Below are 15,289 nucleotides of genomic sequence, written 5' to 3' on the forward strand. Positions count from 1 at the left end.
CGCGCCGTGCGTACCGTCGGCGCAGCAGTAGGACGTGCAACCCCAGCAGGACCCACGCAGGAGAGGACGACACAGGCATGATCGAGCTGACTGCGGCACAGGTCGCCGCAGCCACCGGCGGGCGGCTGCATGCCGACCCGGACGTCACGGTCACGGGGGCGGTGATCATCGACTCGCGCGAGGCCGGGCCGGGGGCGCTGTTCGTGGCTCTGCCGGGGGAGCGGGTGGACGGGCACGACTTCGCGGGCCGGGCCGTCGCGGCGGGTGCCGCGCTGGTGCTGGCGGCCCGCGAGCTCGACGGCCTGCCGACCGTCGTGGTGGACGACCCGCAGGCGGCCCTGGGCGAGCTCGCCCGATACGTCCTGGCGACGGTCCGCGAGACCGCGTCCGACGGCGAGGCGCCGCGGGTGATCGGCGTGACCGGTTCGGTCGGCAAGACCACCACCAAGGACCTGCTGGGCCAGCTCCTCACGCCCGAGGCAGGCGCGGGCGAGGACGCGATCATCGTCCCCACCGGCTCGTTCAACAACGAGATCGGCCTGCCGCTCACGGTGCTCCGCGTCACCGGGCACACCCGGTACCTGGTGGCCGAGATGGGCGCCGACCACATCGGCAACATCGCCTACCTCACGCGCATCGCGCCGCCCGACGTCGGCGTCGTGCTCGCCGTGGGCGTGGCGCACGTGGGTCACTTCGGCAGCGTCGAGGCCATCGCCAAGACCAAGGCCGAGATGGTCTCCGGCGTCGTCGACGGCGGCACCGTGGTGCTCAACGCCGACGACCTGCGCGTCGCCGCGATGGCCGGCCAGACCGCGCCCGGCACGACGCTGCAGACCTTCGGCACCATCCCGGCCGCCGACGTCCGCGCCGAGGACATCACGGTCGACGCCACGGGCCGCGCCAGCTTCACGCTCCGCGTCGCGCCGGGTGCCGCGCCGTCCGGGGACGGCGAGCAGCGCGCCGACGTCGCCCTCCAGCTCGTCGGCCCCCACCACGTGAGCAACGCGCTCGCGGCGGCGACGGTCGCCCTGCGTCTCGGGGTGTCCGTGGCCGACGTCGCGCAGCGGCTCTCCGCCGCGACCGCCCGCAGCCCGCACCGCATGGCCGTCACCGAGCGGCCCGACGGCGTCACCGTGATCGACGACGCGTACAACGCGAACCCGGACTCGATGAAGGCCGCCCTGCGCACGCTCGCCGTGATGGCCGGGCGCACCCGCCGCTCCGTCGCGGTGCTCGGCGAGATGCGTGAGCTCGGTGAAGGCGCGCGCGCCGCGCACGACGAGATCGGCCGCCTCGTGGTACGGCTGAACATCAAGCAGCTCGTCGTCGTGGGCGACGGCGCCTATCACATCCATGAGGGCGCCATGCAGGAGGGGTCCTGGGGGTCGGAGTCGATCTTCGTGCCCGACCTGGACGCCGCCCGCACCCTGCTGGACGAGTCGCTGGAGCCCGGCGACGTCGTGCTCGTGAAGTCCTCGCTCGGCTCCGGACTCTGGGAGCTCGGCGACCACCTGTCGATGGCTCTGACCGCTAAGGACAACAACAAGTGATCGCGATCCTGGTCAGCGCCGCGGTGGCGCTGCTCGTGGCCCTGCTGGGCACGCCGGTCTTCATCCGGTTCCTGGTCCACAAGAACTACGGCCAGTTCGTCCGCGAGGACGGCCCCACGGGGCACTTCACCAAGCGTGGCACCCCCACCATGGGCGGCGTCGTCATGATCGCGGCCACCCTGATCGGTGTCGCGGCCTCCATGCTGGTGTCGGGGCGGCTGCCGAGCGTCTCCGCGCTGCTCGCGCTCTACCTCATGGCGGGCCTCGGCCTGGTCGGGTTCCTCGACGACTTCACCAAGATCCGCAAGCAGCGCTCGCTCGGCCTGACGGCGCGCGCCAAGCTGATCGGCCAGGGCATCGTCGGCATCTCGTTCGCCGTGCTCGCGCTGCAGTTCCCCAACGAGAACTCGCGCACCCCCGCGTCGACCAAGATCTCGTTCCTGCGCGACACCGAGTTCGACCTGGCGTTCGCCGGCGCGACCGTGGGCCTGATCCTCTTCGTGATCTGGGCCAACCTCCTGGTCTCCGCCTGGTCCAACGCGGTGAACCTGACCGACGGCCTGGACGGCCTGGCCACCGGCGTCTCGATCATCACCTTCGGCGCCTACGTGCTGGTCGGCATCTGGCAGCTCAACCAGTCCTGCCAGTTCCTGGCCACGGCCGGACCACGGTGTTACGAGGTGCGCGACCCGCAGGACCTCGCGATCGTCGCCGCCGCCGTGACGGGTGCCTGCGTCGGCTTCCTGTGGTGGAACGCCAACCCCGCCAAGATCTTCATGGGCGACACCGGCTCGCTCGCCCTGGGTGGCGCGCTGGCCGGCCTGTCGATCCTGAGCCGTACCGAGCTGCTGGCCGTGCTGCTGGGCGGCATGTTCGTGCTGATCGTCTCGTCCGTGGTGATCCAGGTCGGCTTCTTCAAGATGACCGGCCGGCGCGTGTTCAAGATGGCGCCGCTGCAGCACCACTTCGAGCTGTCCGGGTGGGGCGAGGTGACCATCGTCATCCGGTTCTGGCTCATCGCGGGCCTGCTCGCGGGCCTGGGCATGGGCATCTTCTACGCCGAGTGGGTGGCCTCGTGACCGAGGCCCCCGGCGCCGACGGCACGGCCGACACCTACGGCACGGTCGAGCCGCGCGTCCCCCTCGCGGAGGCCCGCACGGTCCTGGCGGGCCTCGGCGTCACCGGCCGGTCGCTCCAGCGCGTGCTCGAACCGCGCGTGGCCTCCCTGGTCACCGTCGACGACAAGGCGCACGACGCCGACCACGGACGGCTCGACGCCGACGGCGCGGCCGCCGTCATCGCGCAGGCCGACCTGCTCGTCGCCTCGCCCGGCTTCCCCCCGCACCACCCGCTGGTCGCCGCGGCGCTCGCCGCGGGCGTGCCCGTCTGGAGCGAGGTCGAGCTCGCCTGGCGCCTGCGCACGAACCGCCTGGGCGCCGACGAGCCGGCCGCATGGCTCGGGATCACCGGCTCCAACGGCAAGACGACCACCGTCGAGATGCTGGCCGCGATCCTGCGTGCCGCGGGCCTGCGCACCGCCGCCGTCGGCAACGTGGGCCGCTCGCTGGTGGAGGCGGCCCTGGACCCCGCGCTCGACGTGATCGCCGTGGAGCTGTCCAGCTTCCAGCTCCACTTCACGCACACCATGTCGCTCCAGGCCGGCGCCGTGCTGAACGTGTCGGCCGACCACCTCGACTGGCACGGCTCGCTCGAGGCCTACACCCGCGACAAGGGCCGCATCTTCGAGCGCGTCCAGGTCGCCTGCGTCTACAACGTCGCGGACCCGACGACCGAGGACCTGGTGCGCGAGGCCGACGTGGTCGAGGGCGCACGCGCCGTCGGCTTCGCGGTGGGCACGCCCGGGCCGGGCGACCTCGGGCTGGTCGACGACGTCCTCGTGGACCGCGCCTTCCACGCCGAGCACGACGACCCGGACCGCCGCAAGAGCGCCGCGGAGCTCGGCACGCTCGCGGACCTCAAGCAGCTCGGCGACCACAACGGCGTCGTGCCCACGCACATCGTCGCGGACGCCCTGGCCGCCGCCGCGCTGGCCCGGGCGCACGGCGTGCCCGCGTCCGCCGTCCGCGACGGCCTGCGGTCCTTCGGGCCCAGCGAGCACCGGATCCAGCGCGTCGCGGAGTCGGGCGGCGTCACCTACGTGAACGACTCGAAGGCGACCAACGCCCACTCCGCGGCCGCGTCCCTGGCGGGCTTCGCGCACGGCACCGTCGTGTGGATCGCCGGCGGCCTGGCCAAGGGCGCCACCTTCGACGACCTCGTCTCCTCGCGTGCGGACCGGATGCGCGCCGCCGTCGTGATCGGCGCCGACCCGGGACCGCTGGCCGACACGCTGGCCCGACACGCGCCCAAGGTCCCGGTTGTGGTGATCGATCCCGGTGACACTGAGACCGTGATGCGCCGGGCGGTGACGGCCGCACGCGACCTCGCCCAGGCGGGGGACACCGTGCTGCTGGCCCCGGCGGGCGCGTCGCAGGACCAGTTCGTCTCGTACGCCCAGCGCGGCGAGGAGTTCGTCCGCGTGGTGCGTGACCTCACCGCCACGCGCTGAGCGCGGGGAGGGGGCAGGGGATGGCCACGACGACCACGAGCCGCAGGGCGCCCGACCGGAAGACGCCCGACAGGCCCTGGCTCGGCCAGTGGAACTCGACGGTGACCAGCTACTACCTCCTGGTGGGCACCACCGGCCTCCTGACCGTGATCGGCCTGATCATGGTGCTCTCCAGCTCGACGGTGACCTCCATCGCGGAGGGGCAGTCGCCGTACGCGGCGTTCCTGGTCCAGGCGCAGTACGCGCTGATGGGCCTGCCCGTGCTGCTGGTCGCCGCCCACCTGCCGATCCGCTGGTACAAGCGGCTCGCGCTGCCCGCGCTCCTGGTTGCGCTGGTGCTGCTCGTCGCCGTGATCTTCATGGGTGAGGTCACCAACGGCCAGCAGAACTGGCTCTCCTTCGGGCCGGTCCGCTTCCAGCCCTCCGAGCTGGCCAAGCTCGCGCTCGCCGTCTGGCTGGGCACCGTGCTGGGCCGCAAGCAGGCGCTGCTGGGGAGCTGGTCGCACGCGATCATGCCCGCGGTGCCCGGGGCGGTCGTGGTCATGGGCCTGGTGCTGGGCGGCGGCGACCTGGGTACGGCCCTGGTGATCGGTCTGCTCGTGGCCGGCGCGTTCCTCGTCGCGGGCGTCCCCCTCTCGCTGATGGGGCTCGGCAGTGCGATCGCGGCGTTCGTCGTCGGGTACGTGTTCATCCTGCAGCAGGACGGCGGGGACCGGCTGCAGCGCATCATCGCGACCTACGGCGCCGAGTGCGACGCGGCCTCGGAGTGCTACCAGTCCCTGCACGGCCTGTTCGGCCTGGGCACCGGTGGACTGTGGGGCGTGGGGCTGGGCGGCAGCCGCGAGAAGTGGAACTACCTGCCCGAGGCGCACAACGACTTCATCTTCGCCGTGATCGGCGAGGAGCTCGGCCTGTTCGGCACGGTGCTGGTGCTCGCACTGTTCGCCGTGCTGGGCCTGGCGATGAGCCGCGTGATCCAGCGGCACAAGGACCCGTTCGTCAAGGTGACCACGGCCGCCGTCGGCTGCTGGATCGTGGGCCAGGCGTTCGTGAACATCGGCGTGGTCATCGGGGTGCTGCCGGTGATCGGTGTGCCCCTACCCCTGGTGTCCGCGGGTGGTTCGGCGCTGATCACGACGATGGCCGCGCTCGGGATGGTCATATCCTTCGCCAGGACGGAGCCGGGGGCTGCCAAGGCCCTCGCTGCACGCGGTAGCGTCGTCCGCAAGTCACTGGCCGTGCTGGGCGGCGCGGTCCGGAGACGGTAGAAAGGTGCACGGCGGCCTGATCTGTGAACAGATCCTGCACGGCAGGCCGCGTCGCGATCGATTCGCCCGGGCCCGGGCGACGACGAGAAGGTGATGATGAGCTCAGCAGTTGTGTCGGTGGTGCTTGCCGGAGGCGGCACCGCGGGACACGTGAACCCCCTGCTCGCGGTGGCCTACGAGGTGCGGCGCCGCCAGCCCGGCGCGCGCGTGCTCGCGCTCGGCACCACGACCGGCCTGGAGGCCGACCTCGTGCCGTCGCGCGGCTACGAGCTGCGCCCGATCCCGCGCGTGCCGCTGCCGCGCCGCCCCAGCCCCGAGCTGCTGCGGCTGCCCGGCCGGCTGACGGCCGCCGTGCGCGCCGCGGAGGACGCGATCGACGAGATCGACGCGCAGGCCGTGATCGGGTTCGGCGGGTACGTCGCCACCCCGGCCTACCTCGCGGCCAAGCGCAAGGGCGTGCCCATCGTGATCCACGAGCAGAACGCCCGGCCGGGCCTCGCCAACCGCCTCGGCGCGCGGTGGGCCTCGCGGGTGGGCCTCACCTTCGCCGGCACGCCGCTGCGCGGCGGCATCCTCACCGGCCTGCCGCTGCGGCAGGCCATCGCGGGCCTGGTCCAGGCGCGCGAGGCCGACGCCGCGGGTGTGCGCGCCCGGGCCGCCGTCGAGCTCGGCCTCAACCCGACGCTGCCGACCCTCGTGGTCACCGGCGGCTCGCTGGGCGCCCTGAGCCTGAACCGTGCCGTCTCGGGCGCCGCTGCCCAGATCCTCGCGGCGGGCGCGCAGGTGCTGCACCTGACGGGCAAGGGCAAGAGCGACGAGGTGCTCGAGACGGTGGCCGGCGTCGACGCGGCGCGCTACCAGGTGCGCGAGTACCTCGAGCAGATGGAGCACGCCTACGCCGTGGCCGACCTCGTCGTCTGCCGCTCCGGCGCCGGCTCCGTCGCCGAGCTGGCCGCGCTCGGCATCCCCGCCGTCTACGTCCCGCTCCCGATCGGCAACGGCGAGCAGCGGCTGAACGCGGCCCCGCTGGTCGAGGCCGGGGGCGGCCTCCTGGTGGACGACGCCGACGTCACGCCCGCCTGGGTGGCCCAGAACGTTCCCACGCTGCTCGCGGACCGCGAGCGGCTCGGTGTCATGGCGAAGGCCGCGGGGTCGGCCGGCACCAGCGACGGCGCGGCTCGTGTCGTCGATCTCGTCGAGCAAGCCGTACGGTCAGCAGGTACCGACACCACGGAGGTCAGGTCATGAGCACCACGGTCACGGATCAGATGGCGGATCAGGTCGCGAAGCTCGGCCGCGTCCACATGATCGGCATCGGCGGGGCGGGCATGTCCGTCGTCGCGCGGCTGCTCGCGGGGCGCGGGGTCGCCGTGCAGGGCTCCGACGCCGCCGAGTCGGACACGCTCGCCGCCCTGCGCGCCGAGGGAGTCCAGGTGTGGGTCGGCCACGACCCGGCCCACCTGAGCGGCGTCGACACCGTGGTGATCTCCAGCGCCGTGCACGAGGACAACCCGGAGCTCTCCGCGGCCCGGTCCCGCCGCCTCAACGTGCTGCACCGGTCGCAGGCCCTGGCCGCGCTGATGGAGGGCTCGCGCGGCGTCGCGGTCGCGGGCGCGCACGGCAAGACGACGACGTCCGCCATGGTCGCCACCATCCTGCGCGAGGCGGGCCTGGACCCGTCGTACGCGATCGGCAGCACGGTGCGCACGGCCAACGGCTCGACGCCGGGCGGCCACCTGGGCTCGTCCGACGTGCTCGTGGCGGAGGCCGACGAGTCGGACGGTTCGTTCCTCAACTACACGCCGACCATCGCCGTGGTGACCAACGTCGAGGCCGACCACCTGGACCACTACGGCACCCCGGAGGCGTTCAACGGCGCGTTCATCCGGTTCGCGCGCCGCTTGGTGCCCGAGGGCTGGCTCATCGCCTGCGCCGACGACGAGGGCTCGCTGTCCGTGGGCGCCACGATCTGCGCCACCGGCGGCCACGTCATCACCTACGGCACCAACGACACCGCCCGCGTGCGGGTCACCGACATCTCGACGACGCCGGAGGGCACCACGGCAGTGCTGCGCGGCGACGTGCTCGGCACCAACGAGCAGGTGGCGGACGGCGCCGGCGTGTCCGGCACCGTCCCCGGCATCCCGATGCGCCTGTCGGTCCCGGGCAAGCACAACGTGCTCAACGCGACCGCCGCCGTCATCGCGTCGGTGCTGCTGGGCGTGCCCGCCGAGCAGGCGGTCGCCGGGGTCGAGGCCTTCATCGGCACGGGCCGCCGCTTCGAGGAGAAGGGCCGGGCCGACGGCGTCCTCGTCGTCGACGACTACGCCCACCACCCCACGGAGATCAAGGCCGTGCTGACCGCCGCCCGCGAGATCGCCGACGGCGGCCGCGTGCTCGTGCTCTTCCAGCCGCACCTGTACTCGCGCACCAAGACGTTCGCCGACCGGTTCGCGCAGGAGCTGTCCGCCGCCGACGAGGTGGTGGTCACGAACATCTACGGGGCGCGCGAGGAGCTCGACCCGACGGTCACGCCGAACACGATCACCGACCTCATGACCGAGCACGGCGCCGCCTACGCGGTGCCGGACCGCCTCGACGCCGCGCACGTCGTCGCCGACCTCGCCCGGCCGGGCGACGTGGTGCTCACGGTGGGCGCCGGCGACGTCACCCAGCTCGGACCCGCCGTCCTGGCGCGCCTCGCGGGCCGCGTGGCGACCGGTACGCCGGGGCTGGGCGAGGACTGATGCGCCCGCCCGCGCGCCCTCGCGCCGCGGGCACGGCACGGCCGCGCCCGGCGGACCAGGGCGCGGCCGCACAGGACCAGGCCCGGATCGCGGGTGACGAGGCCCGGCGGGGCCGGGACCTGCAGGACGAGGCCCGGCGGGACCGGCCGGCGGGCGAGAGGCCCGAGTCCGGCCGGGCGCGATCGGCCCGAGCGGGTTCGGCCCAGCCAGGTACCGGGCCGGCCGGGCGGGCGCGGAGCGGCTCGGCCGAGCGAGGTCCCGCCGAGGCCGGCTCCGCCCGGCCGCGTCCGGACGGGCAGGAGCGTCCCGCGACCGGCGCGACGCCGTCGGCGGGCGGACGGGTGGGCGTGGTCTCGGACCAGCTCGCCGACCGCCTCGCGGAGCGCACCGCGATGGCGCGCTACCGCGTGTGGCGTCGGATCGGCTGGACCACGTTCGCGGTCGCGGTCGCCGCGGGCCTCGCGTGGGCGACGTTCTTCTCGCCGTTGTTCGCGCTCGACGCGGAGCAGGTCCGGGTCACGGGGGAGGGCACCACGGTCGACGTCGGCGAGGTGCGCGAGGCAGTGACCGACGAGGCGGGCGTGCCGCTGCCGCGCCTGGACACCGTGGGCCTGCGCGAGGAGATCCTCGCGATGAACGCCGTCAAGAACGTGCGGATCACGCGGGCCTGGCCGGACGGGCTCACGGTCGAGCTCACCTCGCGCGAGCCGGTCGCCGCAGTGCCGCAGCCGGGCGACGTGTACGCCCTGATGGACGCCGAGGGCGTCCGCGTCGCGACCGCCGAGGAGGTGCCCGAGGGACTGCCCTCGATCGTGACCTCGCTGTCCGACGCCGGTGCCGGCCGCCGCGCCCTGGACGCGGCCCTCGCGGTGCTCGGCGCGCTGCCGCCGAAGCTGGCGGCCGACATCACGACGGTGAGCGCGGCGACGCAGGACGACGTGCGGACCACGCTGTCCGACGGGCGCGTGATCCGGTGGGGGAGCGGCGCGGACGTGCCGCTCAAGACGAAGGTCGCGCAGACGCTGCTGCGGGCGGAGCCGACGGCGACGACCGTCGACGTGTCGTCGCCCGGTCTGCCGGTCACGCACTGACCAGGTCACGTGCCGGGCGGGACGCGTACGAACCCACGCACCGACGCACGCGGCGACCAGGAATAACATCGCTGTGATTTCTCGCGTGCATCGTTGCGCGACACGCGCAACGATGTCTTCGACACACCCCGGCGGCACACCTACCGTCGAACTCAGCAACAACCTGACATAACTCTAACCCTCTACCTCAACCTGAGACTTTGGGAGGGATGAGAGTCGGGACTCGGGACCCGAATCGAAAGGCGACGACGTGGCAACTCCGCAGAACTACCTGGCAGTAATCAAGGTGGTCGGTATCGGCGGCGGTGGTGTGAACGCCGTCAACCGCATGATCGAGGTCGGCCTCAAGGGCGTCGAGTTCATCGCGATCAACACCGACGCACAGGCACTCCTGATGTCGGACGCCGACGTCAAGCTCGACGTCGGCCGGGAGCTCACGCGCGGCCTCGGCGCCGGCGCGGACCCCGAGGTCGGCAAGAAGGCCGCCGAGGACCACGCCGAGGAGATCGAGGACGTCCTGCGCGGCGCCGACATGGTCTTCGTCACCGCGGGCGAGGGCGGCGGCACCGGTACGGGTGGCGCCCCGGTCGTGGCGCGCATCGCGCGCTCGCTCGGCGCGCTGACCGTCGGCGTGGTGACGCGCCCGTTCACGTTCGAGGGCCGGCGTCGCGCGGTCCAGGCCGAGAGCGGCATCGAGAACCTCCGCGACGAGGTCGACACGCTGATCGTGATCCCGAACGACCGGCTCCTGTCGATGTCGGACCGGAACGTCTCCGCCATCGCGGCGTTCCACTCGGCGGACCAGGTGCTGCACTCCGGTGTGCAGGGCATCACCGACCTCATCACCACGCCCGGCCTGATCAACCTCGACTTCGCCGACGTGAAGTCGGTCATGCAGGGTGCGGGCTCGGCGCTCATGGGCATCGGTTCCGCACGCGGCGAGGACCGCGCGGTGCAGGCCGCCGAGCTGGCGATCTCGTCGCCGCTGCTCGAGGCCTCGATCGACGGCGCGCACGGCGTCCTCCTCTCGATCCAGGGTGGCAGCGACCTCGGCCTGTTCGAGGTGCACGAGGCCGCTCGCCTGGTGCAGGAGGCCGCGCACCCGGAGGCGAACATCATCTTCGGTACGGTCATCGACGACGCGCTGGGCGACGAGGTGCGGGTCACCGTCATCGCTGCCGGCTTCGACGGCGGCCTGCCCAAGGAGCGCAAGGACAACCGGGCGCTCGGCCAGGTCGCCGGTGCGGTCGGGACGGGCTCGCGCAGCCCCGCGACGGCGCCGGTCCCGCTGCCCGACGTGTCGGACGCCGCCCGCCGCGCGCCCGAGCACACCGGGGTGAACGGCATGCCGCCGTCGGTGCCGCCGGCGCACCAGCCCGCGCCCGTCTCGACGCTCCCGCGGGTGATCGACGACGAGGGCTCGGACGACGTGCCGCGCACGCTGGACGAGCCGGCGGTCGTGGTGCAGGGCTCGTTCAACCGGCAGGACGTGCACCGCGAGCAGGGCGAGCGTGTCGAGGTCCCGCCGCTGTACGACGAGAACCCGCGCCGTACGGCCGAGGACCTGGACGTCCCCGACTTCCTGAAGTGACCGGCCGGGTAACCTCACACCCGTGAGCGAAACCCGGACTCTTGCAGGCGTGCACCCCGTCGACCTGGGCGACGGGGTGCACGCCTTCTTCACGTCCAGCGCGGGCGGCGTCTCGCCCGCCCCGTGGGCGGCGGCGGACGGCGGCGGCGGCCTCAACCTGGGACTGAACGTGTCCGACGACGACGCGCGGGTCGCGGTCAACCGGTCCCGGGCCGCCGAGCACCTCGGCGCGCCCGTCGCGTTCGCCACCCAGGTGCACGGCGACGTCGTGCTGGAGCTCGGCGCGGCCGAGCGCGCGCTGTGGGCCGCGTCCCGGCCGCCGGCCTCCGCGGGGGAGGGCGACGCGCTCGTCACCGCCGAGCGCGGGCTGGGCCTCGGGGTGCTGGTCGCGGACTGCGTCCCGGTGCTGCTCGCCGACCCGGTCGCCCGCGTCGTCGCCGTCGCGCACGCCGGGCGCAAGGGGGTGCTGGCCGGCGTGGTGCACCGGGCCCTGGACTCGCTGGTCGCTCGGGGTGCGGATCCCGCACGCGTGCACGCCGCCGTCGGGCCCGCGGTGTGCGGGCGGTGCTACGAGGTGCCCGCGGCGATGCGCGACGAGGTGGCCGCCGCCGTCCCCGAGACGTTCGCGACCACGAGCGACGGCACACCTGGCCTCGACCTGCCCGCCGGGGTGGTCGCCCAGCTCGCCTCCCGGGGGGTGGCGGTGACGCGGGTCGAGCGCTGCACGCTGGAGGACCCGGAGCTGTTCTCCCACCGCCGCGCGAGCGTGACCGGCGTCACGACCGGCCGGCAGGCGGGCGTCGTGGCGCTGTCCTGAGCCGCTGTGGCGGATTTCCGCCAGCTCCACGACACGCCGATAACAGTGCCCTGACCTGCGAAATCACACGGATGTCGTTTTTAGCGAGCAATCGCTGAACAACTTTGGCAAAGTTGTTCGTGGCACGGCGTGTCGCACTTCCGGGTCGGATTGCGCCGGGCTACTTTTGTCAAGACGACCTCGGTCGGAGGTCAAGGTCGGACCTGTTGTACGGGCCCGCTGGGACACAGACAGAAGGACGCACAGCAGGCGACGAACGGAGAGTGAGCGATGGCCGGAGCGCTTCGCAAGACCATGCTGTATCTGGGCCTCGCCGACGATCAGGGCGAGCAGGAGTACCTCGACGAGTACGACGAGGGCCTGGAGGAGAACGTGGAGGACCACCGACACGCGCAGGTCACGCCGCTGCACCGCGATGGCGTGCCCCACCAGGCGCTCTCCACCGGGGAGCTGCGCCGCATCACGACCGTGCACCCGCGCTCGTACAACGACGCACGGAGCATCGGCGAGGCTTTCCGCGCCGGCACTCCCGTCATCATGAACCTCTCCGACATGGACGACGCCGACGCCAAGCGCCTGGTCGACTTCTCGGCCGGCCTCATCTTCGGCCTGCACGGCTCGATCGAGCGGGTGACCAACAAGGTCTTCCTGCTCTCTCCCGAGCACGTGGAGATCGCGGCCGAGGAGCAGGTCGCCACCGAGAAGCCGAACGGACGCGGCGGCTTCTACAACCAGAGCTGATCACCACGAGACCTGAGCGGGGGGCGGTCGCCACACGGCGAACGCTCCCCGCTCACGTCTGTCCGTACATCGCATCCGCACGGGCTCATGGGATCCGGGGTGCGAACACGTTAAGTTGTGCGTGTGACTCTGATCCTGCAGTTCATCGGCTTCCTGCTGTGGCTCTTCATCCTGTTCCTCATCGGACGGCTGATCTTCGACTGGGTGCAGTTCTTTGCCCGGGACTGGCGGCCGCGTGGTGTTCTGCTCGTGGTCGCCGAGGCGGTCTACACGGTCACGGATCCGCCCCTGCGGTTCCTGCGCCGGCTGATCCCGCCGCTGCGGCTGGGCCAGATCCAGCTCGACCTGGCCTTCATCGTCCTGTTCTTCGGCGTCTCGATCCTGTCCCAGCTCGTCGGATCCTGGGCGAGGATGGTCTGACGCCGTCGGAAAAGTGTTGGAGATGTGCCGGTTCTCGGCGGGGTGGTCCACGATCTGCCGAGGTGAGGCGCAAGAATATTGACCGATGCATGGATCCGGGCTGGGGTGACACGGCACACTCTGTGAGGAAATCGTGCCCGGGGGTGCTCCCGGTGTCCCGGGCCGATGTCGTCCGCTACCGTGGGCTTCGGCGAAGGGCGCGCGGCTTGCTAGCGCCGACGTCCGAGTTCAGCGTTCCTACGTTCTAACTTTCGAGGTGACACGATGGCACTGCTTACAGCAGAGGACATCCTCAACAAGAAGTTCTCCGCGACGAAGTTCCGCGAGGGCTACGACGTCGAGGAGGTCGACGACTTCCTCGACGAGGTCGTGCGGACGCTGACCAACGTCCAGGAGGAGAACGAAGGCCTGCGGCAGAAGGTCGCGGCCGCCGAGCGGCGCATCGCGGAGCTGTCGCGCAGCGACGCCGCCGCCCCCGCCCGCGCGCAGGCCGCGCCGGTCGCGGCGCCCGTCATGCCGACCGGCCCCGCCGGCCCCAAGGGCAACGGCCCGGAGCCCGAGTCGGCGACCGGCATGCTCCAGCTGGCCCAGAAGCTGCACGACGACTACGTGCGCTCCGGCCAGGAGGAGGGCGACCGCCTCATCACGGAGGCCAAGACCGAGGGCGCGCGGATCGTGCGCGACGCCGAGGAGACGTCGCATCGCACGCTGTCGCAGCTCGAGCAGGAGCGTTCGCTGCTGGAGCGCAAGATCGACGAGCTGCGCCTGTTCGAGCGCGACTACCGCACCCGCCTGAAGAGCTTCCTGCAGAACCTGCTGGGCGACCTGGACGCGCGGGGCTCGGCCCTGCCGCCGCGGAACAACCAGCAGTCCGGCCGGCCGGCCGAGATGGCCCAGGGCATCTGACGGCGATCTGACAGCAGAGCACCGCTCGACACGCACGGCGGCCCGGACGTCCCCACCTCACGTCCGGCCGCCGTGCGAGTTGTGCGGCATGCGCACATCATGGGGGCGCGCCACACCGGCGCGCCCCGTTGTGCGTCTGGCCGCTTGTGCTTACGCTTCGTGCACTTGACCACCGGGGGCGACCGCGAAGGGGAACCCATGACCAAGATCTCGACTGCGACGCGAGCGGCGATCAAGCAGGAGTTCCCGAACCTGACACGAGACGTGAAGAAGTTTCCCGTCCGTGACGGTGAAGAACCCTGGACCGTCCGCGAGGCGGAGGAGCTGGCGGCGCTGCTCCTTGAGGACAAGGAGCGGCTGGAGCGCGAGCTGCACGTCGCCGACCGTGAGCTGTCGGACCTGTTGCGCAACTCGGGCGACGGCGCGGGCGACGACCAGGCCGACTACGGCTCGAGCGCCCTGGAGCGCGAGCAGGAGCTGACGCTCGTCAACAACATGCGTGACCTCCTGGACCAGACGAACCACGCGCTCGACCGGATCCGGAAGGGCACCTACGCCACGTGCGAGCTGACGGACCTGCCGATCGGCAAGGCCCGGCTGCAGGCGTTCCCGAGGGCCACGCTGTCGGTCGAGGCGAAGGCGCGCGAGGAGCGCCGCGGGGCCTGAGCGGCCGGCGTGACGAGGGGGTCGCGCCGGACCTTGCACTGGATCCTGCACCGGATATCAACGCTGTGATGTCTGAGTTACGTGCATACCTCATGCATTGCCATGGAGTTCGATCCTGGAATGTCGCATTTCCCGCTCCGGGCGCTCCGTGCGGCACGTCACGTTCCGATTGACAGGGTGAATTTCACCCCGGATGCTCGTCCAGGTGAATCACACACGTGTGGTTCACCGCTATTTCGACGGACGCTATTCGAGGGGGAAAACACAATGATCCGAGGATTCCGTGCAACGTGTCGTGCGGGTGCGGCCGTGGCCATGTCGGCCGGTCTGGTCGTCGCCGCGGCGACGGGCGCCAGCGCGCTGACCCAGGGCGACTCGCCCGAGGCGCACGTGATCAGCTCGGCCGAGACCAGCGAGGTGCTCGGCGGGATCGACGGTGCCGTCGGCGTCGTCGGCGCCGACGGTGCGCTGGACGTGCTCGGCGCGACCCAGAACGCGGAGCTCCCCGAGGGGATCGACGGCGTGATGGTCCCCGAGGAGGTCGCCACGGCTGGTGAAGTCGTCGAGATCGGTGGCGACGGCAGCTTCAACGCGCTGAACAACGTGTGCGTCGCTCCCTGGTACTGGGAGGGCCCGGGCAACGTGGGCAGCACCGCGAACCTGACCGACTACATGGCCTGCGACGACGGCGACGCCGTCATCGGTGGCGACGGCTCGGTCAACGTCCTGAACAACGTGTGCGTCGCGCCGTGGCACTGGGACGGCCCGCTGAACCTGTTCCAGACCGGCAACGTGACCGGCTACACCGCTTGCTGACGCTCTGACGTCATAGTGACTGTCGCCGCGCGGTGACGCGGTGATGTCACACCTGGCGAGGCCCTTTCCCGGATCTTCGGGAAAGGGCCTCGCTGATTTTTGTGCCG

Annotated in this window: 14 protein-coding genes; all 14 read left to right on the forward strand. The window is 72.0% G+C overall.

All coding sequences use genetic code 11. From position 1 onward, the window contains the following. Window positions 1-77 precede the first annotated feature (77 nt). The 14 genes from ACZ7LE_RS10230 to ACZ7LE_RS10295 all read left to right on the forward strand — a co-directional run bounded on the left by ACZ7LE_RS10230 (window position 78) and on the right by ACZ7LE_RS10295 (window position 15,182). Window positions 78-1,550, forward strand: coding sequence for a UDP-N-acetylmuramoyl-tripeptide--D-alanyl-D-alanine ligase (locus ACZ7LE_RS10230; protein WP_470403152.1), 1,473 nt, complete (start codon window positions 78-80; stop codon window positions 1,548-1,550). Continuing rightward, a complete protein-coding gene (gene mraY, locus ACZ7LE_RS10235; protein WP_470403153.1) occupies window positions 1,547-2,629 on the forward strand; it encodes a phospho-N-acetylmuramoyl-pentapeptide-transferase in 1,083 nt (360 codons plus the stop codon). Before ACZ7LE_RS10230 ends, mraY begins: the two co-directional genes overlap by 4 nt. Further along, window positions 2,626-4,119 carry a UDP-N-acetylmuramoyl-L-alanine--D-glutamate ligase gene (murD, locus tag ACZ7LE_RS10240; protein WP_470403154.1) on the forward strand — a complete coding sequence of 498 codons (1,494 nt, stop codon included), beginning with the start codon at window positions 2,626-2,628 and terminating at the stop codon, window positions 4,117-4,119. Before mraY ends, murD begins: the two co-directional genes overlap by 4 nt. Before the next feature lie 20 nt (window positions 4,120-4,139). Next, window positions 4,140-5,387: an FtsW/RodA/SpoVE family cell cycle protein gene (locus tag ACZ7LE_RS10245; RefSeq protein WP_470403155.1), complete on the forward strand. Its 1,248-nt coding sequence runs from the start codon at window positions 4,140-4,142 to the stop codon at window positions 5,385-5,387. 93 nt (window positions 5,388-5,480) lie between these two features. Next, complete coding sequence (gene murG / locus ACZ7LE_RS10250; protein ID WP_470403156.1) at window positions 5,481-6,635, forward strand: undecaprenyldiphospho-muramoylpentapeptide beta-N-acetylglucosaminyltransferase; 1,155 nt, start codon at window positions 5,481-5,483, stop codon at window positions 6,633-6,635. Beyond that, the gene (gene murC / locus ACZ7LE_RS10255) at window positions 6,632-8,134 is read left to right on the forward strand and encodes a UDP-N-acetylmuramate--L-alanine ligase (RefSeq protein WP_470403157.1); all 1,503 of its coding nucleotides are present in this window, start codon (window positions 6,632-6,634) and stop codon (window positions 8,132-8,134) included. Before murG ends, murC begins: the two co-directional genes overlap by 4 nt. Continuing rightward, window positions 8,134-9,225: a cell division protein FtsQ/DivIB gene (locus tag ACZ7LE_RS10260; protein WP_470403158.1), complete on the forward strand. Its 1,092-nt coding sequence runs from the start codon at window positions 8,134-8,136 to the stop codon at window positions 9,223-9,225. Before murC ends, ACZ7LE_RS10260 begins: the two co-directional genes overlap by 1 nt. 250 nt (window positions 9,226-9,475) lie before the next feature. Continuing rightward, on the forward strand, window positions 9,476-10,816 hold the full coding sequence (ftsZ, locus tag ACZ7LE_RS10265; RefSeq protein WP_470403159.1) for a cell division protein FtsZ: 1,341 nt from the start codon (window positions 9,476-9,478) through the stop codon (window positions 10,814-10,816). A 22-nt stretch (window positions 10,817-10,838) separates the two neighbouring features. Next, a complete protein-coding gene (pgeF, locus tag ACZ7LE_RS10270) occupies window positions 10,839-11,633 on the forward strand; it encodes a peptidoglycan editing factor PgeF (protein ID WP_470403160.1) in 795 nt (264 codons plus the stop codon). A 270-nt stretch (window positions 11,634-11,903) separates the two neighbouring features. Continuing rightward, window positions 11,904-12,374 carry a cell division protein SepF gene (locus tag ACZ7LE_RS10275; RefSeq protein ID WP_182614681.1) on the forward strand — a complete coding sequence of 157 codons (471 nt, stop codon included), beginning with the start codon at window positions 11,904-11,906 and terminating at the stop codon, window positions 12,372-12,374. 123 nt (window positions 12,375-12,497) lie between these two features. Then, on the forward strand, window positions 12,498-12,794 hold the full coding sequence (locus ACZ7LE_RS10280) for a YggT family protein (protein WP_470403161.1): 297 nt from the start codon (window positions 12,498-12,500) through the stop codon (window positions 12,792-12,794). Window positions 12,795-13,058: 264 nt separating this feature from the next. Beyond that, the gene (locus ACZ7LE_RS10285; protein WP_020016671.1) at window positions 13,059-13,700 is read left to right on the forward strand and encodes a DivIVA domain-containing protein; all 642 of its coding nucleotides are present in this window, start codon (window positions 13,059-13,061) and stop codon (window positions 13,698-13,700) included. Window positions 13,701-13,898: 198 nt separating this feature from the next. Further along, the gene (locus ACZ7LE_RS10290; protein WP_036966460.1) at window positions 13,899-14,366 is read left to right on the forward strand and encodes a TraR/DksA family transcriptional regulator; all 468 of its coding nucleotides are present in this window, start codon (window positions 13,899-13,901) and stop codon (window positions 14,364-14,366) included. 309 nt (window positions 14,367-14,675) lie between these two features. Next, a complete protein-coding gene (locus tag ACZ7LE_RS10295) occupies window positions 14,676-15,182 on the forward strand; it encodes a hypothetical protein (protein ID WP_470403162.1) in 507 nt (168 codons plus the stop codon). Window positions 15,183-15,289 lie beyond the last annotated feature (107 nt).

Source organism: Promicromonospora sp. NPDC110617 (assembly GCF_055598465.1).